Genomic DNA, 22,453 nt, shown 5'->3' with positions numbered 1-22,453 from the left:
GAAGGCCAGGTCAGGGACCTGGCCTTTGATGCAGTGGTGCCGGTGAAAGGACTCGAACCTTCATGGGGTTACCCCCGGCTGATTTTGAGTCAGCTGCGTATACCATTCCGCCACACCGGCAGGCAGCGTGCGAGTGTAACCGAGGTCGGCAGGGCTTTCATAGAGGCAAGGCCAATCGGGGCGCTTCCTGTCGGCATCGGCTCTGTGGTGGCTATACTGCGCCGGCTTGAATGCCTCCAGGAGCGGTGCCGGATGACAGTGTTGCAGGACCTGAGGGTGCTGGTGGTCGAGAACGACGAGATGAGCGCAGCCTTGCTGCAGATGCAGCTGGTGCATGCCGGCGCGACCGTGGTCGGGTTGGCGGCGAGCGTGGCTGAAGCATTGCGCATGCTGGAAGACTCGGCCCCGGATGTGGCCCTGCTGGACTATCGCCTGGCCCGCAATGAGACCAGCGAGCCAGTGGCGGCAGCACTGTCGGCGCGCGGCGTACCATTCGTGCTCGCCACCGGAATGCTGGCTGAGCAGCTGCCCGAGTCGATGCTGGCCGGAGTACTGCTGGTCAAGCCGTATCTGTCGGCGGATCTGACCAGGGCGCTGGCCCGTGCGGTGGGTCGTTCCAGCGCAACGGCGTGAGAACGGCGCTTCAGCCGGCCTCCTCGTACACGTAGCGGATGTCCTCGCGGTCGTCGAGGACGCGGTACTGCCCGACCAGGTTGTCCGGATCGGGATTGAGCCACGCATCCAGATGCTCCCTGCGGATCGGTATCACCCCGCGATCGTGACCTGCGGCGGCGACATCGCGTGGCGGGGTGTCGGTGATCGTGGCGAACGAGAGCAGGCGGCCTTCCGGTCCCTCCCATTCCGCCCAAAGGCAGGCCAGCAGCAGGTCACGTGGCGGATCGGGGCGGAACTCGAGCACCACGTCCTGTTCCTTCTCGTCGGCACCCAGCATCCGGCCGGCGATGGCATGGCGTGGGACGTGCTCATAGAACGCCTGCACCACCACGACGCCGTGGCGCAGGCCAAACGCACCGCGCCAATAGCCTTCCAGGCTGTCGCGCCTGGCGTTGTAGGTGCCGGGGTACAGGACATCGTTGCGCGCCGTCTTGTCCGGCAGCCGGCATTGGTAGCGCATCGGCTTGATCACGCGTTTGCCGCCATCGCTGACCATGACCGGTGCATAGGTGCCGGGAAAGATGCGGTTGTCGCGTGGCAGCAGCTGCACCCGGTGCAGGTCTTCCAGTCGGGCTTGCGCGCGGCCGATGCGGTTGCCGGCCACGCGCAGGTCGTTGCGGGCTTTCTGGGTGGGGCGGGTCGCCAGCGTGGCATTGGCGATATCGCGTCGCTCGCGCTGGCGGGCCAGTTCCGCTTCCAGTTGCTGCCGTTCCTGCGCATGCCACTGCTGGATTTTCGCGACGATATCGCGGCCCTGCTCGGTGCGCGCGCCGGCAAAGCCGTCGTCCATGGCCTTCGGGGTCTTCGGTCGCTTCTTGCCGGGATCGTGCGCGTACAGCTCGGCGAACTCTTCCAGCGACAGGATGGCGCCGAATTCGCGCACCAGCTTGGCGTAGTCGGCGCGGATCAGGGCGGAGTAGCACATGGGAACTCTGCAGGCGTGGGTCGCAGCGGCTGCGACATGGATAAGGCAGGATAGCCCGACCTACAGGGAGATAGCGCATGAATGATTTCGTCGCCTGCCAGTTCCGCGACGCCGTGCCCACGGTTGAAGACTATTGCCAGCTGCGTGTACTGGCGGGCCTCAGTGCCAAGAGCCAGGAGGCGGCGGCACGCGCGCTGCCCAATACCCTGTATGGCGTGTGTGCCTACCAGGGCAACGAGCTGGTGGCGATGGGACGCATCGTCGGCGATGGCGGCTGCCACCTGCAGGTCTGCGATATCGCCGTGTTGCCGCGCCTGCAGGGGCAGGGCCTGGGCAAGGAGGTGATGCGTCGCCTGGATGGTTGGATGCAGGCCAACCTGCCGCCATCGGCATATGTCAGCCTTCTGGCAGATGGCGAAGCGCACCGTTTGTACGCGCGGTTTGGTTTCGCTCCCACCGCGCCTGCATCGATCGGGATGTACCGGCGGTTCTGAAGGCGGGTGGCGGTGAGGGCATCCACGCATGGCGTGGATCTACCCGGGCCCTGCAGTAGATCCACGCCATGCGTGGACAGGGCCTTCCCAGGAATCACAGGCAAAGAAAAACCCCGACCAGGGTCGGGGTTTTCAAGAATTGGCGTCCCCACGGGGATTCGAACCCCGGTCGCCACCGTGAAAGGGTGATGTCCTAGGCCTCTAGACGATGGGGACGCACGAAAACTTCAAGTTGTAGATGCTTCGACGGCCTAATGTCGAAGTGGTGGAGCCAAGCGGGATCGAACCGCTGACCTCCTGCATGCCATGCAGGCGCTCTCCCAGCTGAGCTATGGCCCCAGTGAAACTCCGGATGATCTGCCGGGAGCAGAGTCCGTTTTGAAACTGGCGTCCCCACGGGGATTCGAACCCCGGTCGCCACCGTGAAAGGGTGATGTCCTAGGCCTCTAGACGATGGGGACGCACGAAAACTTCAAGTTGTAGAACCTTCGACGGCCTAATGTCGAAAGTGGTGGAGCCAAGCGGGATCGAACCGCTGACCTCCTGCATGCCATGCAGGCGCTCTCCCAGCTGAGCTATGGCCCCGTGTTACCGAGCCGCCTATCATACCTGCGTGTTCACCTTTGTGGAAGCTTTTTTCGAGCTTTTTTCGTTTCGGTTCAACCGCGGCCACGGGGGCAGGGGAACCGCTACGCCACAACCTGAATGCCGGTAGGCGGTGAACAAAAAAGACCCGGTTATCGGCCGGGTCCTCATTGTTCGTGATGAGTGGCGTCCCCACGGGGATTCGAACCCCGGTCGCCACCGTGAAAGGGTGATGTCCTAGGCCTCTAGACGATGGGGACGCAATTCTCATCAATGTTCTTTAGCGACCTTTCGACGGCCTAATGCCGAAAGATTGGTGGAGCCAAGCGGGATCGAACCGCTGACCTCCTGCATGCCATGCAGGCGCTCTCCCAGCTGAGCTATGGCCCCACGTCGCTGAGGAGCGAAATAATAGCCTCGCCCCAGGGGGTTGGCAAGCATTTGTTGCACTTTTCTTCACGCGCGTTGCGACGCCGATATCAGTCCGCTGTCGCCTGCGCAGCGTCGTCGGTCAGCGCCGCCAGGATTGGGCACTGGTCCAGTGTGCCGTGGCCGGGGCAGGCGTCGACCAGCTGCGAAAGTGCGGTGTGCATGCGTTGCAGCTCCGTCATTCGCTGTGAGATGTCCTGCAGGCGTGCCTGCGCGGTATCGCGCACGCTGGCCATGTCCTGTGAGTGGTGATCGCTCAGTGCGAGCAGATCGCCGATCTCTTCCAGGCTGAAGCCCAGTGCCTTGGCGCGGCGGATGAATCGCAGCCGGCGCAGGTCCTGCTCGCCGAAGATGCGGTAACCGCCCGCCGAGCGGGCAGCGGTCGGCAGCAGCTGCTGCCGTTCGTAGTAGCGCACCGTATCGATCGGCACGCCCGCCTGGCGGGCCAGTTGTCCAATGTTCATGACGGATTCCTGCGGATGCTCCGGTCAATTTGAAGGATGGAGTCTGGTCGAGAGTCAAGGCTGGGTCCGGGTGCGCGCATTCAGGGCACTTTGCAACTTTCTTCATAGCCCCGCCGCTGGCCCAGTTCCTACCCTTCGCCTGAACCGGCCGTTCGATGGCCTGCAACGAAGCGAGGAGGGGCTGTGGAAGGATTCAGGAACGAAGGATTCGTCGAGATCGCGGTGGTCGAGTACCCCGGAGGTGATCCGTCCGCCGCCTCCGTTCTGGCCGAAATGGCGCACGTTGCCAATCGCCTGGCCCAGCAGCAGCGTCGGCCGTTCAAGCGGGTGCTGGTCACCCGCTGGATCGTGCCGGCCAGCCAGACCGGTGTGCATCGTATTGCCGGTGCGGAAATGCTTGATGCGGCCATTCCGGCCGTGATTGCGGTTCCCGGCCAGATCAGTGCCGGCGCGTGCCTGCGCGCGGACGAGGTCCTGCTGGACTGGCTGCGCGCACACTACGACGGCGGCAGCCTGCTGGCCGCTGCCAGTGATGGCGTCAGCGTGCTCGCACGGGCAGGGTTGCTGGCGGGACGCACGGTCAGTGGCCCCGATCTGGGGCGCCATCCAGGCCTGCTGGCGCAGGCAGCGAGCTGGGTGCCGAGCGAGCGGGCACTGGTGGATGACGGCGACCTGCTGACGGTCGGTGGGGTCCAGGCCTGGCGCTTCCTGGGGCTGCGCCTGCTGTACCGGCTGCATGGGCAGGGCGTGGCCAGCGCGGTCGCGCAGCAACTGGGCATCACCGTGCCCGCCACGATCCAGCAGGATCTTGAACGCTTCAGTGCCAACTTCGCACATGGCGATCGTGATGTGTTGAAGGCGCAGCGCTGGCTGCACACCACGGCCGCACGCGGCGCCACGCTTGCCGCGATCTGCGAGGTTTCCGGGCTGGAGCCGCGCACGCTGCAGCGGCGGTTCCTCAAGGCCACCGGCCTGCGGCCGATCGAATACTGCCAACGGCTGCGCATCGCCAAGGCCCAGACCCTGTTGCAGCAGGGAGCAGGCATCGACGAGGTGGCCTGGGGCGTCGGCTACGCTGACCAGAGTGCTTTCCGCAGGTTGTTTCTACGCATCGTGGGCATGACGCCAGCCAACTATCGGCGTCACGTCAACAGCAAGCGCCGCGAGCGGCCGTTGATGCCATCGGTGGCGGGCAGCCTGCGTGGGCTGCAATCGCCGTCGGTGATGCAACACGGGCGAAGCGCGGCCTGACGGCGCCAACATCGTCGCGCTTGCAACCGGGGCGCGACACTTCGACCATGCAGTCAGTGGACGATTGAACAGGTGGTTTGATGTCGAGCGTTGGGCCGGTGCCGATGCCGGTGGTGTTGATTCTCGCGTGCGTTTTGCTGGCGATGGCTGTGGCTCGCCTGTGGTCACGCAGGAAGGACGGCATGCCGCTGCCTTCTGCACCCAGCATGGTTCTGGACATGTTGCTGGTCGGCCTGCTGTGCGGCCGCATCAGCTTCGTAGCCTTGAACTTCACGCTGTACCGCGAGGCGCCGTGGGGCATTCTGCAGATTGCCGATGGCGGTTATCACCTGGTGATCGTCCTGGTTGCGGGATTGGCATGGGGGCTGTGGCGACTACGCCCGTGGCGGGCGTTACGCATGCCCGTGCTGGGCGCGTCGTTGGCGGGGGTGCTGCTGTGGGCGGGTGGCAGCCAACTGCTGTCCGCATGGCAGGCGCGGCAGATGCCCCTGCCAGCAGTGCAGGTTGCTGACCTGGAGGGGGGCAGGGTTGATCTGCAGCAGTTCCGTGGCAAGCCACTGGTGTTGAACCTCTGGGCCAGCTGGTGTGGTCCCTGCCGACGCGAGATGCCGGTATTGGCAGCCGCGCAGGAGGCGCATGCGGAGGTGCAGTTCGTGTTCCTCAATCAGGGTGAAACCCTCGACGAGGTCCAGGGTTTTGTTGCGCGCGAACGCCTTATGCTGGACAACGTATTGCTGGACGGCGACGCTGCGGCTTCTACGGCGCTGGGCGTGCAGGCCTATCCCTCGACCCTGTTCTTCGACGCGGAAGGGCGCCTGCGAGAGCTGCACCTCGGCGAACTGACGGCGGCCGGTCTTGAACACAAACTGCGTCGGCTGCGGTAGCCTGCGCGGGCATCTCACTACGGAGTTCCCATGTTGTCGACTTCCCTGCGCGCCGCCCCCGCGGTGCTGTTGCTGCCGGTCCTGCTGGCATTGGCCGCCTGCAGCCAGGCACAGACGCCGCCGGGCAAGAGCGCTGCGCCACCGGCCGCGAGCGCCGCAGCTGCTGCCAACAAGGGCGACCGCCCTGCGGTGCTGAAGGGCATCGAGAAGCACGGTTTCGAGGTCGTTGCCGAGTTCGATGCCCCCGAAGGCCTGCGGGGCTTCGCTGGCGTGGTCGGTGGCCAGCAGCCGGCGGCGGCCTATGTCACTGCCGATGGCAAGCACGTACTGGTCGGCAGTCTGTTCGACGCGGAAGGCAATGATGTAGCCGCAGAGGCGGTTGAGAAGCTGGTCGCCTCGCCGATGTCCGCCAGGATGTGGAGCAAGCTGGAAGCCAGCGCGTGGGTGCCTGACGGCAAGGCCGATGCGCCACGCGTGGTCTACACCTTCAGCGATGCCAACTGCCCTTACTGCCACAAATTCTGGGAGGCGGCGCGTCCGTGGGTGGATGCAGGCAAGGTACAACTGCGCCACATCATGGTCGGCGTCATCCGTGAGGACAGTCCGGCCAAGGCGGCAGCGATCCTCTCCGCGCGTGACCCGAGCGCGGCCCTGCTTCAGAACGAGCACCAGTTCGACCGTGGCGGCATCAAGGCCCTGCCGAGCATCAGCCGCGACATTGCGGGCAAGCTCGACGCCAACCAGGTGCTGATGGTCGAGATGGGGTTCCAGGGCACGCCGGGTATCCTGTTCCAGGATGCGCAGGGCCAGGTGCAGCGCCGCGCCGGTCTGCCGCAGGGGGATGACCTGCAGACGGTGCTCGGCCCGCGCTGATCTGAGCCTGCATCATGATGTCGACCACAGGCCCGCATGGTGACGTGCGGGCCTGTTGCGTTCCAAGCCCCAGGCGAACACAACTGCTTGCGCATGGGCTGTTCGTCGTCACGGCTGAATCGTGACTGAGATCAAACATCACGCCTTGATTCCAATCAAGGCCAAAAACGACAGGCGGACTAGCCTGTGACGCATGGAATACAGCGTCAACGCGCCATGGATGCCGCGCCGCGGCTGCCCGGATGCGGGCAGGTCGGCACAGCCATTCACGACACTCTCACTCCCTGATTGTTACCCAGACTGCTGCGGTCGCCACCTCTCTGGCTGCGCGGCCTTGATGGAAGCGACATGGATAGAGGCAGGGCAGTGTCATTGTCCTGTTGTCTGCCGCGTGCAGGCTGACTGGTGTCGTCGACGCAGTACCCGCATTTCCAGCAACGGCAACGCGAGGCCAGGGCGGCGCATGCGTGCGCTCCGGAACCGTGATGCGAGTGTTCGTCCGGGGAGGATGCAATGCGTATGGCGGTACTGAATCTGGCATGTCTCGGGGCACTGGCGGTCATGCCGGCGTACGCGCAACAGGGTGATGCGCAGGATGCGCAGGCACTGCGGCGTGAGATTGCCGCCATGCGCCAGGCGCTGGAAGGCATGCAGCAGCGGTTGGATCGGCTGGAGCAGCGGGATCATGCGCCTGTGCAGGCGCAGCCGCAGGCACAGGCGAAGCCCGGAGCGTTATCTTTCGCCCCCACAGCGGCCACGACGGGGGTGATCCATCCCACCCAGGTGCCGGGTGTCGCCCAGCCCGTATTGCCACAACGCGATTCGGTCGCCGATCCATCCACGGCGGCATCGCGTCCGGACAGTGCCGCGGGCCCGACCGATCCCGATCTGAAGGGGTTTTTTGCCATTCCCGGCACTGATACGGTGATCCGCATCGGCGGCTATGCCAAGTTGGATGCCATCGCGGATTCCCGCGCAGCCGGTGACGAGGACCAGTTCATTCCTTCGTCGATGCCGGTCGGTGGCAGCCACCGTGACGTGTCCAACTTCAACATCCACGCCAAGCAGACCCGCTTCAGTTTCGAGGCGCGGCGCCCGACCACGCACGGCAACCTCCGCTTCTACCTGGAAAACGACTTCTTCGGCAGCAGCGATGGCTACGAATTCCGGCTGCGTCACGCCTATGGCCAGCTCGGCAACACCTATGCCGGCTATGGCTATTCCAGTTTCATGGATCCGGACAGCCTGCCCGACACGCTGGATTTCGCTGGTCCAGGCGGCGCGGGCTATCTGCTGGTGGCCGGCATCCACCACAGCTTTGCGCTGGGCAAGGGCAACACCCTGACCGTCGCCGCCGAAGATCCGAAGACCGAACTTGCCGGTGCCAGCGAAGAGCGCGCTGCAGTGAACCGTCTGCCGGACGTGACCGTCACTGCGCGCATGGAACGCGACTGGGGCCACCTGCAACTGGGCGCAGTGGCACGCAGCCTGGCATACGACGGTGACAACGAGCGCGACCGGCGCATGGCTGGCGGCGTGCAGTTGAGCGGCTCGGCGTCGGTGGGCGAGCGCGACCTGCTGTTGTTCGGTGCGCTGGGAGGGCGCGGTCTCAGCCGCTATACCGCCGACCTGACCGGCTCCGGGCTGGACGCGGTGGTCGGTGCCGATGGCCGCCTCGACGCGTTGGACCTGCACGGCGGTTTCGTCGGCTATACCCACTACTGGTCCGAGCTGTGGCGATCGAACCTGATCTTCGGCCAGCTGACCCTGGAGCGGAATGCCGCACTGGCGGCCGATGCCTTCCGGCAGAGCCGGTACGGCGTATTCAACCTGATCTGGAGCCCCGCGCCGTCGTGGACGATGGGCATGGAGCTGCTGTACGGCCGCCTGGAACAGCAGGGCGGCGCACGCGGCGACACGGTCCGGGTGCAGGGCAGCCTGCAATACAACTTGATCAAATAGGCGCCAGCGGTCGTAAGCCAGCGCAACCGTCCCCACGCCCGGTGCTGCCGGGCTCATGCCAGTACCGGAGATCGTCATGGCAGAAGCAAAGAAAATCGGGGTGGTCGGAGCCACCTTCCTCGTCGCCGGCAACATGATGGGCTCAGGCGTGTTCCTGCTGCCGTCCAGCCTGGCCAAGATCGGTACCGCCTCGATCTGGGGCTGGCTGATCACCACCGCCGGTGCGCTGCTGCTGGCCTTCGTGTTCGCCAAGCTGGGCAAGCTCGCCCCAAAGGCGGGCGGTCCCTATGCCTACGCGCGCGACTGGTTCGGGCCGTACATGGGCTTCCAGACCAACACCATCTACTGGTTCGCCAACTGGATCGGCAACGTCGCCATCCCGATCGCGGCGGTGGGCTATTTCAGCTATTTCTTCCCGATCCTGTCCGAGCCACTGGTGCGTTGCATCGCGGTACTGGTGCTGGTGTGGGCACTGAGCTTTGCCAACGTGATCGGCCCGGCCTTCGTCAGCCGCGTGCAGACGGTCACCACCAGCTTTGCGTTGGTGCCGATCCTGGGCATCGCCATTTTCGGCTGGTTCTTCTTCGATGCCGACATCTTCAAGGGCGCCTACAACGTGTCTGGCGAGTCGAACTTCGGTGCGATCTCGAGCGCCGCGGCACTGACCCTGTGGGCCTTCATCGGCGTCGAGTCTGCATCGGTGACTGCCGGTGTGGTCGAAAATCCGGAGAAGAACGTCGCCCGCGCGACGCTGGCCGGCGTGTTCCTGGCTGCCATCGCCTACATCGCCAGTTCGTCGGTGATCATGGGCATGGTGCCGAACGCGGAACTGCAGGTGTCCGACGCACCGTTCGCGTTGGCCGCGGCCAAGGCCGTCGGTGGCTGGGGCGGTGCACTGGTCAGCCTGTGCGCGTTCATCGGCGCGGCCGGTTCGCTGGGTGGCTGGATCCTGCTGACCGCGCAGAGTGCCAAGGCGGCCTCCGATGATGGCCTGTTCCCGAGCATCTTCAGCAAGACCAACAAGGACGACGTGCCGGTCAAGGGCGTGCTGATCGTGGCCGTGCTGATGACCCTGGCAGTGCTGGTCACCTCCACCTCGGAAACCGCATCGGCCCAGTTCGACGTGATCACGTCGGCGGCGGTGGTGCTGACCCTGCTGCCCTACATCTACTCGTGCGTGGCCTGCTACTTCGTGGTCGAGCGCTCGCACACCCTGGTCCACACCGGTGCGTTCTGGACGCTCACCAGCCTGACCGTCGTGTACTGCCTGTGGGCGATCTACGGCTCGTCGGGAACCATCGTGCAGTACGCCTTCCTGTTCGTGCTGTTCATCACCGTGTTCTATCCCTTCTTCAGCGAGGAGCGCCGCCAGCAGCGGCAGCGCGCCCGCGAGGCATCGGCCATCAGCGCCGGCGCCCGGCATTCCTGAGTTCGACAAGGAGAATCGACGTGTACTTCAAGTCCCTGGACTATCCGGTCATTGTCATCGACAACGACTACGAGTCGCCGCGCATCGGCGGCATCCTGATCCGTGCGCTGGTGGAAGAGCTGCGCAGCAATGACCAGCGCGTGCTGTGCGGGCTGAACCTGGATGATGCCCGGGCCGGCGCCCGCACCTACGTGGCGGCCTCGGCGGTGCTGATCTCGATCGACGGCAGTGAAGAGGTGGATGGCGAGTTCCAGCGCCTGACCGCTTTCCTGCGCGAGCAGAGCGCGCGCCGCGCCAACCTGCCGGTGTTCCTGTACGGCGAGCGCCGCACCATCGAGAAGGTGCCGAGCAAGCTGCTCAAATACATCCACGGCTTCATCTTCCTGTTCGAAGACACCAAGAGCTTCATCTCGCGGCAGGTGATGCGCGCGGCCGAAGACTACATGAAGAACCTGCTGCCCCCGTTCTTCAAGGCGTTGATCCACCATGCGGCCGAGTCGAACTACTCCTGGCACACGCCGGGCCATGCCGGCGGTGTGGCGTTCACCAAGTCACCGGTGGGCCGTGCATTCCACCAGTTCTACGGTGAGAACACCCTGCGCAGCGATCTGTCGATCTCGGTGCCGGAGCTGGGCTCACTGCTGGATCACACCGGCCCGATCAAGGATGCCGAGGAAGAGGCGGCGCGCAACTTCGGTGCCGACCATACCTTCTTCGTCACCAATGGCACCTCCACCGCCAACAAGATCGTCTGGCATGGCACGGTGGCGCGCGGCGACGTGGTGTTCGTCGACCGCAACTGCCACAAGTCGCTGCTGCATGCGTTGATCATGACCGGCGCGGTACCGGTGTACTTCACCCCCAGCCGCAATGCACACGGCATCATTGGCCCGATCAGCCTGGATCAGTTCACGCCGGAATCGTTGCAGCAGCGCATCGCCGCCAATCCGCTGGCCAGCAAGGCCTATCAGGCTGGCTCCAAGCCGCGCATCGCGGTGGTGACCAACTCGACCTACGACGGCCTGTGCTACAACGCCGAGAAGATTGCCGACGAAATCGGCAGCGCGGTCGACTTCCTGCATTTCGACGAAGCCTGGTACGCCTACGCCGCGTTCCATCCTTTCTACGAGAACCACTACGGCATGGCCAAGGGCAAGCCGCGTGAGCAGGATGCGATCATCTTCACCACGCATTCCACCCACAAGCTGTTGGCGGCGTTCTCGCAGGCGTCGATGATCCACGTGCGCAACTCGGCGCAACGGAACCTGGATGCCGAGCGCTTCAACGAGTCGTTCATGATGCATACCTCGACCAGCCCGCATTACGGGGTGATCGCGGCCTGTGACGTGGCCTCGAAGATGATGGAAGGCGATGCCGGCCGCTCGCTGGTGCAGGAAATGCATGACGAGGCGATTGCCTTCCGCCGCGCGATGCTGCATGTCCGCGATGACCTGGGGCGCGACGACTGGTGGTTCAGCGTATGGCAGCCGACCAGGCTCGAGCGCAGTCTGGACAAGGGCGATACGCCGGCGCCGATGGTGGCCAAGCGCGAAGAGTGGTACCTGCAACCGGACGCACACTGGCACGGCTTCGAGAACCTGGTCGACGACTATGTGCTGATCGACCCGATCAAGGTGACCCTGCTGACCCCAGGCCTGGCGATGGACGGCAGCATGGGCAAGCTGGGCATCCCTGCGGCGGTGCTGAGCAAGTTCCTGTGGGGCCGCGGCATTACCGTGGAGAAGACCAACCTGTACTCGGTGCTGTTCCTGTTCTCGATGGGCATCACCAAGGGCAAGTGGAGCACGCTGGTCACCGAACTGATGGCATTCAAGGAACTGTATGACCGCAACGCGCCGCTGAGCCAGGCACTGCCCACGCTGGCGGCTGATTATCCGAACGCGTACGCCGGTTGGGGCCTGCGCGACCTGTGCGACGCGCTTCATTCGTTCAACCAGGAATTCGCCGTGGCCAAGGTGATGCGCGAGATGTACGTGGATCTGCCGACACCGGTGATGACCCCGGCCGACGCCTACAACCACCTGGTGAAGGGCGAGATCGAGCGGGTCGATATCGAGCAGATCAGTGGCCGTATTGCGGCGACCATGCTGGTTCCGTACCCGCCGGGCATCCCGACCATCATGCCGGGCGAGCGCTTTGGCGACAGCGATGAGCCGATCATCCAGTCGCTGCGCATCGCCCGTGAGCAGAATGCCCGCTTCCCGGGCTTCGAGTCGGACGTGCACGGGCTCATCATCGAGAACGACGGCGATGTGACCTCGTACAAGGTGGAGGTACTGAAGGCCTGACCGGCGACGGTCGGCCCTTCGGCGAACGATGGATACCGCGCGCGAGCAACGCATCCTGAAGTTCTCGATCGGGGTCACCATCGCGGTCAGCGTGGTCGGCTTCAGCGGTGGCCTGCTGGTGGGATCGCAGGCCATCCTGTTCGACGGCGTGTACAGCCTGGTCGACGTTGCCCTGACCCTGGTGTCGCTGTCGGTGCTGCGGCTGGTGGCGCGGGAACAGAGCCCGCGCTTCCAGTACGGCTACTGGCACCTGGAACCGATGGTCGAGGCACTGGGCGGGGTGATCCTGTCGCTGGCCTGCGTGTATGCGCTGGCCAACGCCGTGATCGGATTGACCACGGGCGGGCACGAGGTGAAGTTAGGGCCCGCGCTGTGGTGGGCGGCATTGCTGAGTGCCAGCAACCTGGCGATGGCGGCGTTCGTCGCCCAGCGGGCGCGGCGCCTGCGCTCGGCGCTGTTGTGGCTGGATGTACGGGGCTGGCTGCTGGGTGGGTTGATGAGCCTGGCGGTAGTGCTGGCCTTCATACTGGCCCTGGTCCTGCATGGCGGTGAGTGGCACCACTGGGTGCCGTATCTGGATTCGATCGTGCTGGCGTTGATCAGCCTGGCGGTATTGCCGGTCCCGGCGCGCAGCGCGTGGAACGCCATGCGTGAAGTGCTGCAGGTTGCGCCGGACGATCTGGACCGGCGCGTGCAGCAGGTGATGCAGGCGTTCGTGGCCGAGCGTGGCTACCTCGGTTTCACCAGCCACGTGGCGAAGATGGGGCGGATGCGCTTCATCGAGATCCATGTGCTGGCTGATCCGGCCACGCCGCTCGGCTCAGTGGGGGAGGTCGATGCGATGCGCGACGAGATCGCCGTGCGGCTGGATGCGCGGGGAAGCACGTTCTGGCTGACCATCGATTTCACTGCCGATCCGGCGTGGACGTGAGCCGGGATCTACACGTGGGCGCGATCGTTGCGCGTGGCGGACCGGTCTGTTGCACCGGATCTGTTTGACCTGAACCAATGTTGAGGTCGCAGACTGCCTCGCATCCCCCACGAGGCGCGCGGCATGAACCTGTTGACCACCCCGGGCCTCGGCCATGGCCTGCTGGAACTGTTCAATCCTGCGGGGCTTTACGATCCTTCGGCCAACGGCTACTCGCACGTGGCGGTGGTGCGCCTGCCCGCGCGGGTGATCCATATTGCCGGGCAGGGCGGTGAGGATGCCAATGGCCATCTCTCCCCCGGGTTCGAGGAACAGGTCGGGCAAGCGCTGGACAACCTGGAGATCGCGCTGCGCTCGGCGCAGGCCAGCCTGGCCGATGTCGCACGGTTGCGCATCCTGGTGGTCGACCACGACGAGGACCGGCTGGGCATCATCGCCCATCAGGTGCGGCGGCGCTGGCCGAACCGCTCGGCGCCCACCTGCACGCTGATCCCGGTGCCGCGGCTCGCGCTGGACGGCATGCTGTTCGAGATCGAGGCGGAGGCCTATGCCGCCTAGCGCAGGTAGTACTCCACCGGCACCACCAGTTCCTGGGGGGCCTTCAGTACATCGGGAATGGGCGGCAGCGGCTGCGCGCGACGGAAGGTCTGCAGCGCTGCGTCATCCAGCATCGGCTGGCCACTGGACTGCTCCAACCGCAGGGCCAGCAGGCGTCCCTGGCGATCGATGCTGGCCCTGACCCAGGCAGTGCCCTGCTGGCGCCGTGAGCGGGCCGCAGCAGGGTAGTAGCGATAGCGCTCCAGCCGCGCCATCAGGCGGGCTTCCCACTGGTCGCTGGCGGCGCCGGCCTGGAAGTCCGCCGGTGGGGCGTCGGGAGCGGGCGGCGCGGCCGTGATCGATGCCGGTGCGGGACTTGCATCGGTCGCGGCCGCAGGCGGGGCGACCGGCAGGGCTTGCCGGCCAGCGCCACTGCGTTCGCTGGCGGCCACTTCGCCCTCGCGTGCGGCGGTGGGCTTCGGTGGAGGGGGCGACTTCGTGGGTTGGGATGCGCGCGCCTGCTGCGCCTGGCTGGGGGTGTCGGCCTGGCGTTCTTCCACTGGCTGCGGCGGCGTCGCCGGTGCCAGCAGGCGCAGGCTGATGCGCACGTCCTGCTCGGGCGGCGGCAGCAATGGCGGCGCGGCCACCCAGTGCACCAACAGCAGCAGGGGCAACAGGTGAAGCCCGATGCTGATGGCGATCGCCTGCCAGTGTTGGCCGCGCTCACTCATCGTCCAGCACCCATAGCAGGTCGGCGTCGGCCGCATCGACGGATGCACCGACTTAAGCGAGCGCGATCACCGGCGCTGGTGTGCCCGCTGGCAGGTAGCCCGGCATGCCAGTACCGCGCAGTACATGCCAGCGACCGGCCACCAGCAGCGCGGGTGCCGCGGCTCAGGTTGTGGGCGACGCGGTACAGGTAGGCGCGGCCATTGCTCAGCAGGCCACTGGCGGCGATTCTGACGACGCGCAGCCAGGTCTCCTGGACGACATCATCGGCGTCGCTGCGTTGCGGGAGTTTACGGCGGACATGGGCGTGCAGCGGCTGGTAGTGGGCCGCGCACAGCTGCGCGACATCCGTCGGTTCGACAGGCGTGGACACGGGGCGGGCGACAACTGGGAAAGGGAACAGCCCGCGGCGGCAAGGGCAGCGGCTACACCTTACAGTAAAAGAGAAGCATTTGCATCCGTGAGCACAAGGCACGGCATGCGTGGCCGACTGCGAGGTCAGCGCGGACGATAATCGCAGTGGATCTGCAGGGCTTCGGTGGGGTTGTGATGCAGCTCGAAACCGCAGTGCTGGAGGCTGCGCTTCACCCGGGCGATCGCTTCGGCATGGCGGGCGGTGCGACGCTGCTGCCAGCGCGGCGGGGTGAACACGCCCAGTGGCAGCAGCCGCAGCCGCTTGCCGTGCAATACCACTGAGACATCGATATGACGGCCATCGATGTCGTGGCCGTTGGCGCCGAAGATGGCATCGACTTCATCATGGCGCTGCGGATAGCAGGCGCGGAACACCGCGATGCCGAGCCAACGCACGCCACGACGGAAGCCGCCGAGCCGGCTGTGGCTGGGTTCGAAGCCGCGCGTGACGAGCAGGCCCAGCCCGGCAGGCAGCAATGCCTGCGCGTCGAGCAAACGTTGCAGCACTTCTTCTTCCAGCTGGATGCGGGTAGAGGGCCAGCGCGGTGCGATGAGCAGTCCGTGGTGGCTGCCGCGTTGCAGGGTCAGCATGGGTGAAGCTTCGCACGCGGGCGAACAGCCGGGGTAGTGCCGGCCGCTGGCCGGCAAATCTGTTGCCCGTCGGGTGCCGGCCAGCGGCCGGCACTACCGTGACGATCGTCAGAGGTCGCGGTACTGGATCTGCGAAGCCAGTACGCGCAGGCCATCGGCATTGCTGGACAGGATGCGCTCTTCGCCGATGCCTTTCTGCCGTTTCAGCTGGAAGCCCTGGTCTGCAGGCAGCTGTGCGGCGATGGCGTCCATGCGTTGCATGGCATCGGGGCCGCTGCAGTCGAAGTGGCCCCAGTAGGCGCCATCGCGGTGGATCTGCAATCGGTAGTTCATCGCGGTAGCTCCGGCAGGTCCTGCAGCCAATGGTCGAACATCGCGGTGGCGGCCGCTGCCAGCGGTGCGCCATAGCGACGCGCCTGCGCGCGCAGGTCGTTGGGATCGATGCCGACCTGGGCCAGCTCCAGCGTGTGGCCGATCAGCCAGCGCTCGAACTGGCGGGCGTCCAGTTCCGGATGGCATTGCAGGGCCAATGCGTGGCTGCCGATGGCGAACGCCTGGTGACGGCAGGCCGGCGTACTGGCCAGGCGGCGTGCACCGGCCGGAAGTTCGAACGCCTCACCATGCCAATGCAGTACCGGAATGCCCTGCAGGGACTGCAGCGGAGAACGCTGGCCTTCATCGGTCAGCAGCAGTGGCGCAAAGCCGATTTCCTTGCCACCACTGGGAGCGACACTGGCACCGAGTGCGCGCGCCATCAGCTGTGCACCCAGGCAGATGCCGAGGGTGGGCCGCTGCCGCTGCAGCCGGCGCTGCAGCAGGGCAATGCTGTCGTTGACGAAGGGATAGGTCCCTGTGTCATTGGCACTGATGGGACCGCCCAGCACGACCAGCAGATCGGCGGTTTCGGCGCCATCGAGCACATCGACGCCGGCCTGCAGCACGTGCAGCTGCCAGCCCTGCGCCAGCAGCAACGGTTTCAGGGTGCCAAGGTCTTCAAAGGCAACGTGTTGCAGGACAACCGCGTGCTTCATGCCGGTGCTCCGCTGTTCGGCCAGTAGAAACTGTCCGGGGTGGCACGGGCACCGAAGATGGCCTGGCCGACGCGGACCACGGTGGCACCTTCCTCGATGGCCACTTCGAAATCACCGGACATGCCCATCGACAGCTGCGACAGGTCGAGGCCGGGCGGGGCGGTGCGCTGCAGCTGGTCGCGCAGTTCGCGCAGGCGCACGAAGCAGGCGCGCACGCGCTCGACATCGGGGGTGAAGATGGCCAGGGTCATCAGGCCGCGCACGTGCAGGCGATCGAAGGCCGGCAGCTGCTGCACGAAGGCCTCGACCGCGTCGGGCTCCAGGCCGTACTTGCTCGGTTCGGCCGAGGTGTTGACCTGCACGAATACATCCAGCGTGCGGTCTTCCAGTTGCAGGCGCTGCTGCAGGGCCTCGGCTACGCGCAGGCTGTCCAGCGCCTGGAACTCGCTGGCAAAGCGCGCCACGTAGCGCGCCTTGTTGGTCTGCAGATGGCCGATCACCGACCAGTGCACGCCCAGGTCGGCCATCGTTTCAGCCTTGCGTTGTGCCTCCTGCACCTTGTTCTCGCCCAGTTCGTGGCAGCCTGCGGCTACCGCCATGCGGATGCGGGCGTCATCGACGGTCTTGCTGACCGGCAGCAGGCGCACACTGGCCGGGTCCCGGCCGACGCGGGCGCAGGCATCGGCGATGCGTTGGCGCACCGTGACCAGGTTGGCGGCGATCTGTTCAACGGACTGGGCGACGGGCCAGTCGGCAGCGGCAAGGGGCATGCGGGCACCTCCAATGCAGGGTGGCCAGGGTGGGATACACTGGCACAGGACAAGAGATATTTTGGCATAGGACAAAATGAAAATCACCGGGCATAGCGCCGAGTCGATCTTCGACAGCATCCGCGACGGCATCGGCAAGGGCCGCCTGCAGGCCGGCAGCGTGTTGCCGCCGGTGCGTGAACTGGCCGAGCAGCTGGGAGTGAACCGCAACACCGTGGCTGCTGCCTACAAGCGCCTGGATGCGGCGGGCCTGGCCAGCACGGCGGGCCGCCGCGGCACGGTGGTGCGTGGCCTGCCGCCGCCGCTGGCGCGTGAAGGCAGTACGCCCGGGCTGGCCCTGCAGGACCTGGCCGGTGGCAACCCGGATCCACGCCTGCTGCCGAACCTGCGCCTGGCCCCGGCCGCACCACGGCTGTATGGCGTGGGCACGGTCGAACCGAGGTTGGAGGCGCTGGCACGCGCCTCGCTGGATGCGGACTGCCCCGCGGGTTATGCGCTGGAGCTGACCCATGGCGCGGTCGATGGCATTGAACGTCTGCTGGCGGCGTGGCTGCTGCCGGGGGATCGCATCGCGGTGGAGGATCCGTGCTTCCTCGGCAGCCTCAATGTGCTCAATGCCGTGGGCCACACGCCATTGCCGGTAGCGGTGGATGCGCATGGCATGCAGGTCGAATCACTGCGGCAGGCGCTGGAGGCCGGTGCACGCGCGGTGTTGCTGACCCCGCGGGCGCACAACCCGACCGGGGCCAGCCTGGATGCGAAGCGGGCGCGGGCGTTGCGGCAGCTGCTGGCGGCGTACCCGCAGGTAGCAGTGCTGATCGACGATCACTATGCGCTGCTCTCGCAGCAGGCCTATCACTCGGTGCTGCCGCTGGATGGCCGGCGCTGGGCGCTGCTGCGTTCGTTGTCCAAACCGCTCGGCCCGGACCTGCGGCTGGCCTGGCTGGCCTGCGATGAAGAGACCGCGATGCGGCTGCGGCTGCGATTGGCGTCCGGCACCGGCTGGGTCAGTCACCTGCTGCAGGATGCGGCGACCTCGGTGCTGTCGTCGGCAACGCAGCGGGCGAAGATCGCTTCGGCAGGTGAGCGTTACCAGCAGCGCCTGCGCTCGCTGCAGGAGTTGCTGCATGCGCGTGGCCTGCCGACACCGTTGCCGATGGAAGGATTGAACCTGTGGCTGCCGTTGCAGGCCGACAGCCATCCGCAGGTGCTGGCCCTGGCTTCGCGCGGATGGCATGTGCGCGCGGGCGAAGTGTTCGCGGTGGCAGCGCCGGGGCATGGCCTGCGCATCACCTGCGCTGCGCTGGGGGCAACGCAGCTGCGGCAGCTGGCGGATGACCTGGCGGCGGTGTTCGCTCTGTAGCGTCGAGCCATGCTCGACGTTGCTTCGCCTTTGTAGAGCCGAGCCATGCTCGGCTGCTGTTGATAGAAGCAGTCGAGCATGGCTCGACTCTACACAAGCAGATCAGGGCGCGGCGTTGGCGCCGGGACGCACGTAGTAGGACTGGCCGCTGTCATCAACGAACATCAGCTCCGGCTTGCCCTGCCAGGAGGTGAGCATGGCGCCGGTGTTGTTCTGGTGCTTGACCATCAGGCTGGCGCCGCGGTCCGGGTTGGCGACGACTTTGAATACTTCAGTGGTGCCGGTGGCATCGTCCAGGGTCAGCAGGGCTTCGCCGCCGCGGTCGCTGGTGCCGTAGCCGCCGCGTTCGGAACCATCGGGACCGAGCAGGATAAGGCCTGACAGGGCGGTGGCACGCGGCCCCTGGGTGCGGCCCTGGCTGAGCGGATCGGGAACCGGTGCGCCGAGGATCACCCGCGGCTGGCCGCTTGCATCGTGGATGACCAGCCCGCGCGCCTCGATGATGCGCTGTGGTGATTGGCTGCGATGCAGGCTCCAGGCGGTCCAGCCGGAAACCAGCAGGGCGAGGGTCGAGACCACCAGGGTGGTCAGCAGCAGCGCACGGGGCATCGGGTCGTCCTTCCTTGGATGTGCCGACGATAGCGGATGCGGACCGGCAATGGCCAGTTCGTTGTGTGACGTTGTGTATCGTCAGTGGAAATCGCGGCTGTGGCTGCGCAGTCCCTGCAGCAGTTCATCCAGGCAGTGCATGCGCTGCACGATGACGTGCTGCACGCCATCGACGCGTTCCAGGCGGCCATCGATCTGCATCAGCTGGGTATCGACCAGCACCCGGTGCTGGCGATCGGCCAGGTGTCGCCAGACCACGGCGTTGACCATGCCGGTCTCATCTTCGAGCGTGAGGAAGGTGACGCCGCTGGCGGTCTGCGGGCGCTGGCGCATGCGTACCAGGCCGGCGATGCGCACGCGACGGCCATGGCCATGCCCGGCCAGCTGTGCAGCGTCCAGACAGCCACGGCTGCGCAGTTGCGCGCGCAGGAACGAGATCGGGTGGCGGCCGAGGGTGGTACCGGTGCTGCGGTAGTCGGCCTGCATGTCCGCCCAGGCGCTGGGCAGGGGCAACGGCACGCGGGCTTCGGCAGTGGCACGGGCCTGATCGAACAGCGGCAGCCGGTTCTCTACGCCCGAGATATCCCAGCGTGCACGATGGCGATGGCCGCTGAGCCCGCGCAGTGCCCCAGCATCGGCCAGCAGGCCCTGCTGGCGGCGGTCCAGTGCGGTGCGCTGGCACAGGTCGCCGACGTCGTCGAACGGGCGCCGCGCGCGCTCGCGCATGATGGCCTGCACGGCACCTTCGTTGCAGCCGTCGATCAGGCGCAGGCCCAGGCGGATCGCCGCCGGCCCCCTGCTGAAGTCCAGCGTGCAGTCCCAGTCGCTGTGGCGTACGTCCACGGGAAGAACGGTAATGCCATGCCGCCGCGCGTCCTGCAGCAGCTGGTCGGGGCTGTAGAAACCCAGCGGCTGGCTGTTGATCAGGCTGGCAGTGAATGCGGCCGGGTGGTGGCACTTCAGCCAGCAGCTGTTATAGGTCAGCAGGGCGAAGCTGGCGGCGTGGCTTTCCGGGAAGCCGTAATCGCCGAAGCCCTTGATCTGCTCGAACAGGTGCTCGCCGTATTCGCGGCTGAAGCCGTTCTCCAGCATGCCGGCCAGCAGCTTCTCGCGATGCGGTTCCAGACCGCCACGGCGCTTCCACGCCGCCATCGAGCGGCGCAGGGCATCGGCCTGGCCCGGCGTGTAGCCGGCTGCTTCCACCGCCAGCTGCATCACCTGTTCCTGGAACAGCGGCACGCCCAGCGTGCGTGCGAACACGCGTTCCAGCTGCGGTGGGTAGAGCGGGTTGTCCGGGTCGTTCAACGCGTCCGGGCCTTGTTCGCGCAGGATCCGGCGCCGCTCCAGATAGGGGTGCACCATGTCGCCCTGGATCGGGCCAGGGCGCACGATCGCCACCTCGATCACCAGGTCATAGAACGTGCGTGGCTGCATGCGCGGCAGCATCGCCATCTGCGCGCGCGATTCGATCTGGAACACGCCGATGGTGTCAGCGGCGCAGATCATGTCGAAGGTCTTTGCATCCTTGGGCGGGATGGCGTCCATGCGCCCTTCGTGCAGGCCATGCTGTTTCAGCATCGCCAGGCACTTGCGGATGGCCGTAAGCATGCCCAATGCCAGGCAGTCGACCTTCATCAGGCCGGTGGCATCCAGATCGTCCTTGTCCCACTGGATGACGGTGCGATCGGCCATCGCCGCGTTCTCCACCGGCACCAGGGTCGACAGCGGATGCTCGGAGATGACGAAACCGCCCGGATGCTGCGACAGGTGGCGCGGGAAGTCGATCAGCTCGGCGGTCAGCGCCAGCAGGCGCCGCATCAACGGCGTGTCCGGATCGAAACCGCGCTCGCGCAGGGTTTCCGGCAATGGGATGTTGCCGCCCCAGTGGTCCATGGCCGCGCCCAGTTCGTTGACCTGGTCCATCGGCAGGCCCAGTGCGCGGGCCACGTCGCGGATCGCGCTGCGGCCACGGTAGCTGATCGCCACCGCGGTCAGTGCGGCACGCTCGCGGCCGTAGCGCTTGAACACGTACTGCAGCACCTCCTCGCGACGCTCGTGCTCGAAGTCGATGTCGATATCCGGCGGCTCGTCGCGCTCGGCGGAAATGAAGCGCTCGAACAGCAGGTTGCTGCGTGCCGGGTCGATCTCGGTCACGCCCAGCACGAAGCACACCGCTGAGTTGGCCGCTGAGCCACGGCCCTGGCAGAGGATGTCCTGGCTGCGCGCAAAGCGCACGATGTCCTGCACGGTGAGGAAGTAGGAGGCGTAGTTCTTCTGCTTGATCAGCGCCAGTTCGTGCTCGATCTGCGTGCGTTGCTTCGCTTCGATGCCGCCTTTCCAGCGCCACCGGATGCCGCGCTCGACCAGCACGCGCAGCCAGCTGTCCGGATCGTGTCCTTCGGGCACCAGCTCACGCGGATAGGTGTACTGCAGCTGTTCCAGGGTGAAGTGGCAGCGTTCGGCGATGCGCAGGGTTTCAGCCAGCAGTTCGGGCGGATACAGCTGGGCCAGCGCGGTACGCGGGCGCAGGTGGCGCTCGCCATTGGGAAACAGGCGCCAGCCGGCCTCGGCCACGCTGCAGCGGTGGCGGATCGCGGTCAGTGTGTCCTGCAGGGCACGGCGGCGGCGCACGTGCATATGCACATCGCCACTGGCGACCAGGGGCAGGCGGTGGCGTTCGCCGAAGGCCCGCAGCTGCTGCAGGCGGCGTGCGTCATCGTGTTCACGGTGCAGTTCCACCGCCAGCCACAGCCGATCATCGAAGCCGGTGCGCAGCAACTCGAGATCGGTGGCGGATGGCTGCCGGTCCAGCCACAGGCACAACAAACCGTCGGGCAGGCCGAGCAGATCGTCGCGCAGGCAGCGGTACTCGCCCTTGGCAGCCCGCCGCCGACAGGTCGTGATCAACTGGCACAGCCCGGCATAGGCGGTCTGGTCGGTGCACAGCAGGGCCAGCTTCGGCCCGTCCTCGACCTGGAATTCGGCGCCGACGATCAGTGCCACGCCATGTGTCTTCGCTGCCTGCCAGGCGCGCACGATGCCTGCCAGCGAGCATTCGTCGGTGATCGCCAACGCGCGGTAGCCTTGACCCGCGGCGCGCGCGAACAACTCTTCGGCGATCGAAGCACCGCGCTGGAAACTGAAGGCCGACAGGCAGTGCAGTTCGGCGTAGCCGGGCAGTTCGCTGTGCATGGCGGC

General features: G+C 66.2%; 20 protein-coding genes, 7 tRNA genes and 2 pseudogenes. 11 read left to right on the top strand and 18 right to left on the bottom strand.

The window, feature by feature from the left end; all coding sequences use genetic code 11:
* Positions 1–34: 34 nt before the first annotated feature.
* Positions 35–120 (bottom strand) — tRNA-Leu (locus AC5P8J_RS06680).
* Positions 121–252: 132 nt separating this feature from the next.
* Between AC5P8J_RS06680 and AC5P8J_RS06675 the strand changes: the two genes are divergently transcribed.
* Positions 253–633 carry a response regulator gene (locus AC5P8J_RS06675; RefSeq protein WP_021204524.1) on the top strand — a complete coding sequence of 127 codons (381 nt, stop codon included), beginning with the start codon at positions 253–255 and terminating at the stop codon, positions 631–633.
* A gap of 10 nt (positions 634–643) precedes the next feature.
* Here AC5P8J_RS06675 and AC5P8J_RS06670 read toward each other — a convergent pair whose 3' ends face one another.
* Entirely contained in the window at positions 644–1,600 is a 957-nt protein-coding gene (locus tag AC5P8J_RS06670) for an SOS response-associated peptidase family protein (RefSeq protein WP_227853791.1), read from the bottom strand.
* A 77-nt stretch (positions 1,601–1,677) separates the two neighbouring features.
* On the opposite strand from AC5P8J_RS06670, the gene AC5P8J_RS06665 reads away from it, so the two are divergent.
* Entirely contained in the window at positions 1,678–2,094 is a 417-nt protein-coding gene (locus AC5P8J_RS06665; RefSeq protein WP_171952753.1) for a GNAT family N-acetyltransferase, read from the top strand.
* A gap of 140 nt (positions 2,095–2,234) precedes the next feature.
* Here AC5P8J_RS06665 and AC5P8J_RS06660 read toward each other — a convergent pair.
* The 7 genes from AC5P8J_RS06660 to AC5P8J_RS06630 all read right to left on the bottom strand — a co-directional run bounded on the left by AC5P8J_RS06660 (position 2,235) and on the right by AC5P8J_RS06630 (position 3,572).
* Positions 2,235–2,310: transfer RNA gene (locus AC5P8J_RS06660), tRNA-Glu, on the bottom strand.
* A 47-nt stretch (positions 2,311–2,357) separates the two neighbouring features.
* Positions 2,358–2,433 (bottom strand) — tRNA-Ala (locus tag AC5P8J_RS06655).
* A 46-nt stretch (positions 2,434–2,479) separates the two neighbouring features.
* Positions 2,480–2,555: transfer RNA gene (locus AC5P8J_RS06650), tRNA-Glu, on the bottom strand.
* Positions 2,556–2,603: 48 nt separating this feature from the next.
* Positions 2,604–2,679: transfer RNA gene (locus AC5P8J_RS06645), tRNA-Ala, on the bottom strand.
* Between the two features lie 184 nt (positions 2,680–2,863).
* A tRNA-Glu gene (locus AC5P8J_RS06640) sits at positions 2,864–2,939 on the bottom strand.
* Between the two features lie 54 nt (positions 2,940–2,993).
* Positions 2,994–3,069, bottom strand: a tRNA-Ala gene (locus tag AC5P8J_RS06635).
* Between the two features lie 89 nt (positions 3,070–3,158).
* On the bottom strand, positions 3,159–3,572 hold the full coding sequence (locus tag AC5P8J_RS06630) for a heavy metal-responsive transcriptional regulator (RefSeq protein WP_019660249.1): 414 nt from the start codon (positions 3,570–3,572) through the stop codon (positions 3,159–3,161).
* Positions 3,573–3,755: 183 nt separating this feature from the next.
* On the opposite strand from AC5P8J_RS06630, the gene AC5P8J_RS06625 reads away from it, so the two are divergent.
* The 8 genes from AC5P8J_RS06625 to AC5P8J_RS06590 all read left to right on the top strand — a co-directional run bounded on the left by AC5P8J_RS06625 (position 3,756) and on the right by AC5P8J_RS06590 (position 13,769).
* On the top strand, positions 3,756–4,823 hold the full coding sequence (locus tag AC5P8J_RS06625; RefSeq protein ID WP_019660248.1) for a GlxA family transcriptional regulator: 1,068 nt from the start codon (positions 3,756–3,758) through the stop codon (positions 4,821–4,823).
* A gap of 80 nt (positions 4,824–4,903) precedes the next feature.
* Entirely contained in the window at positions 4,904–5,707 is an 804-nt protein-coding gene (locus AC5P8J_RS06620) for a TlpA disulfide reductase family protein (protein WP_021204509.1), read from the top strand.
* 30 nt (positions 5,708–5,737) lie between these two features.
* Positions 5,738–6,580 (top strand): thiol:disulfide interchange protein DsbG, encoded by an 843-nt coding sequence (dsbG, locus tag AC5P8J_RS06615; RefSeq protein ID WP_134730743.1) that lies wholly within the window; start codon positions 5,738–5,740, stop codon positions 6,578–6,580.
* Between the two features lie 513 nt (positions 6,581–7,093).
* Positions 7,094–8,542, top strand: coding sequence for a DcaP family trimeric outer membrane transporter (locus tag AC5P8J_RS06610; RefSeq protein WP_495216716.1), 1,449 nt, complete (start codon positions 7,094–7,096; stop codon positions 8,540–8,542).
* 76 nt (positions 8,543–8,618) lie between these two features.
* Positions 8,619–9,971 (top strand): arginine/agmatine antiporter, encoded by a 1,353-nt coding sequence (gene adiC, locus AC5P8J_RS06605; protein ID WP_021204506.1) that lies wholly within the window; start codon positions 8,619–8,621, stop codon positions 9,969–9,971.
* Between the two features lie 20 nt (positions 9,972–9,991).
* Entirely contained in the window at positions 9,992–12,280 is a 2,289-nt protein-coding gene (locus AC5P8J_RS06600) for an Orn/Lys/Arg family decarboxylase (RefSeq protein WP_111102486.1), read from the top strand.
* Between the two features lie 28 nt (positions 12,281–12,308).
* Complete coding sequence (locus AC5P8J_RS06595) at positions 12,309–13,211, top strand: cation diffusion facilitator family transporter (RefSeq protein WP_164145155.1); 903 nt, start codon at positions 12,309–12,311, stop codon at positions 13,209–13,211.
* 123 nt (positions 13,212–13,334) lie between these two features.
* Positions 13,335–13,769: a RidA family protein gene (locus AC5P8J_RS06590; protein ID WP_019660241.1), complete on the top strand. Its 435-nt coding sequence runs from the start codon at positions 13,335–13,337 to the stop codon at positions 13,767–13,769.
* Here AC5P8J_RS06590 and AC5P8J_RS06585 read toward each other — a convergent pair.
* The 7 genes and pseudogenes from AC5P8J_RS06585 to AC5P8J_RS06555 form a co-directional block, all read right to left on the bottom strand.
* Positions 13,766–14,479, bottom strand: a complete 714-nt coding sequence (locus AC5P8J_RS06585; protein WP_478405341.1) for an energy transducer TonB family protein — start codon at positions 14,477–14,479, stop codon at positions 13,766–13,768. The genes AC5P8J_RS06590 and AC5P8J_RS06585 overlap by 4 nt on opposite strands.
* 52 nt (positions 14,480–14,531) lie before the next feature.
* A pseudogene (locus AC5P8J_RS06580) lies at positions 14,532–14,642 on the bottom strand (ChaN family lipoprotein); the annotation flags it as partial.
* Between the two features lies 1 nt (position 14,643).
* A pseudogene (locus AC5P8J_RS06575) lies at positions 14,644–14,850 on the bottom strand (RNA polymerase sigma factor); the annotation flags it as partial.
* Positions 14,851–14,975: 125 nt separating this feature from the next.
* On the bottom strand, positions 14,976–15,482 hold the full coding sequence (locus AC5P8J_RS06570; protein ID WP_021204503.1) for a hypothetical protein: 507 nt from the start codon (positions 15,480–15,482) through the stop codon (positions 14,976–14,978).
* 108 nt (positions 15,483–15,590) lie between these two features.
* The gene (locus tag AC5P8J_RS06565) at positions 15,591–15,815 is read right to left on the bottom strand and encodes a hypothetical protein (RefSeq protein ID WP_005417095.1); all 225 of its coding nucleotides are present in this window, start codon (positions 15,813–15,815) and stop codon (positions 15,591–15,593) included.
* Complete coding sequence (locus AC5P8J_RS06560) at positions 15,812–16,513, bottom strand: glutamine amidotransferase (RefSeq protein ID WP_495216713.1); 702 nt, start codon at positions 16,511–16,513, stop codon at positions 15,812–15,814. The genes AC5P8J_RS06565 and AC5P8J_RS06560 overlap by 4 nt, the downstream gene beginning before the upstream one ends.
* Positions 16,510–17,283 (bottom strand): YggS family pyridoxal phosphate-dependent enzyme, encoded by a 774-nt coding sequence (locus AC5P8J_RS06555; RefSeq protein WP_010485014.1) that lies wholly within the window; start codon positions 17,281–17,283, stop codon positions 16,510–16,512. Before AC5P8J_RS06555 ends, AC5P8J_RS06560 begins: the two co-directional genes overlap by 4 nt.
* A gap of 76 nt (positions 17,284–17,359) precedes the next feature.
* On the opposite strand from AC5P8J_RS06555, the gene ptsJ reads away from it, so the two are divergent.
* Complete coding sequence (ptsJ, locus tag AC5P8J_RS06550; protein WP_134730721.1) at positions 17,360–18,646, top strand: MocR-like B6 salvage transcription factor PtsJ; 1,287 nt, start codon at positions 17,360–17,362, stop codon at positions 18,644–18,646.
* A gap of 102 nt (positions 18,647–18,748) precedes the next feature.
* On the opposite strand, the gene AC5P8J_RS06545 is transcribed toward ptsJ, so the two are convergent.
* Both AC5P8J_RS06545 and AC5P8J_RS06540 read right to left on the bottom strand, forming a co-directional pair.
* Positions 18,749–19,255, bottom strand: coding sequence for a hypothetical protein (locus tag AC5P8J_RS06545; protein ID WP_019336451.1), 507 nt, complete (start codon positions 19,253–19,255; stop codon positions 18,749–18,751).
* Positions 19,256–19,336: 81 nt separating this feature from the next.
* Entirely contained in the window at positions 19,337–22,447 is a 3,111-nt protein-coding gene (locus AC5P8J_RS06540; protein WP_134730719.1) for an error-prone DNA polymerase, read from the bottom strand.
* Positions 22,448–22,453: the final 6 nt, after the last annotated feature.

Source organism: Stenotrophomonas sp. YJH_SMC_37, assembly GCF_059370035.1.
Note: the sequence above shows the minus strand (reverse complement) of the source record. Positions and strands in the feature narration are given on the sequence as shown.

What these genes read in the sequence shown, in the direction of transcription:
- AC5P8J_RS06565 (WP_005417095.1), bottom strand. Translation starts at nt 15,815, where the DNA reads ATGAACTACCGATTGCAGATCCACCGCGATGGCGCCTACTGGGGCCAC.
- AC5P8J_RS06555 (WP_010485014.1), bottom strand. Translation starts at nt 17,283, where the DNA reads ATGCCCCTTGCCGCTGCCGACTGGCCCGTCGCCCAGTCCGTTGAACAG.
- AC5P8J_RS06620 (WP_021204509.1), top strand. Translation starts at nt 4,904, where the DNA reads ATGTCGAGCGTTGGGCCGGTGCCGATGCCGGTGGTGTTGATTCTCGCG.
- AC5P8J_RS06670 (WP_227853791.1), bottom strand. Translation starts at nt 1,600, where the DNA reads ATGTGCTACTCCGCCCTGATCCGCGCCGACTACGCCAAGCTGGTGCGC.
- AC5P8J_RS06595 (WP_164145155.1), top strand. Translation starts at nt 12,309, where the DNA reads ATGGATACCGCGCGCGAGCAACGCATCCTGAAGTTCTCGATCGGGGTC.
- AC5P8J_RS06665 (WP_171952753.1), top strand. Translation starts at nt 1,678, where the DNA reads ATGAATGATTTCGTCGCCTGCCAGTTCCGCGACGCCGTGCCCACGGTT.
- AC5P8J_RS06590 (WP_019660241.1), top strand. Translation starts at nt 13,335, where the DNA reads ATGAACCTGTTGACCACCCCGGGCCTCGGCCATGGCCTGCTGGAACTG.
- AC5P8J_RS06585 (WP_478405341.1), bottom strand. Translation starts at nt 14,479, where the DNA reads ATGAGTGAGCGCGGCCAACACTGGCAGGCGATCGCCATCAGCATCGGG.
- AC5P8J_RS06630 (WP_019660249.1), bottom strand. Translation starts at nt 3,572, where the DNA reads ATGAACATTGGACAACTGGCCCGCCAGGCGGGCGTGCCGATCGATACG.
- AC5P8J_RS06675 (WP_021204524.1), top strand. Translation starts at nt 253, where the DNA reads ATGACAGTGTTGCAGGACCTGAGGGTGCTGGTGGTCGAGAACGACGAG.
- AC5P8J_RS06560 (WP_495216713.1), bottom strand. Translation starts at nt 16,513, where the DNA reads ATGAAGCACGCGGTTGTCCTGCAACACGTTGCCTTTGAAGACCTTGGC.
- AC5P8J_RS06540 (WP_134730719.1), bottom strand. Translation starts at nt 22,447, where the DNA reads ATGCACAGCGAACTGCCCGGCTACGCCGAACTGCACTGCCTGTCGGCC.
- dsbG (WP_134730743.1), top strand. Translation starts at nt 5,738, where the DNA reads ATGTTGTCGACTTCCCTGCGCGCCGCCCCCGCGGTGCTGTTGCTGCCG.
- ptsJ (WP_134730721.1), top strand. Translation starts at nt 17,360, where the DNA reads ATGAAAATCACCGGGCATAGCGCCGAGTCGATCTTCGACAGCATCCGC.
- AC5P8J_RS06570 (WP_021204503.1), bottom strand. Translation starts at nt 15,482, where the DNA reads ATGCTGACCCTGCAACGCGGCAGCCACCACGGACTGCTCATCGCACCG.
- AC5P8J_RS06545 (WP_019336451.1), bottom strand. Translation starts at nt 19,255, where the DNA reads ATGCCCCGTGCGCTGCTGCTGACCACCCTGGTGGTCTCGACCCTCGCC.
- AC5P8J_RS06610 (WP_495216716.1), top strand. Translation starts at nt 7,094, where the DNA reads ATGCGTATGGCGGTACTGAATCTGGCATGTCTCGGGGCACTGGCGGTC.
- adiC (WP_021204506.1), top strand. Translation starts at nt 8,619, where the DNA reads ATGGCAGAAGCAAAGAAAATCGGGGTGGTCGGAGCCACCTTCCTCGTC.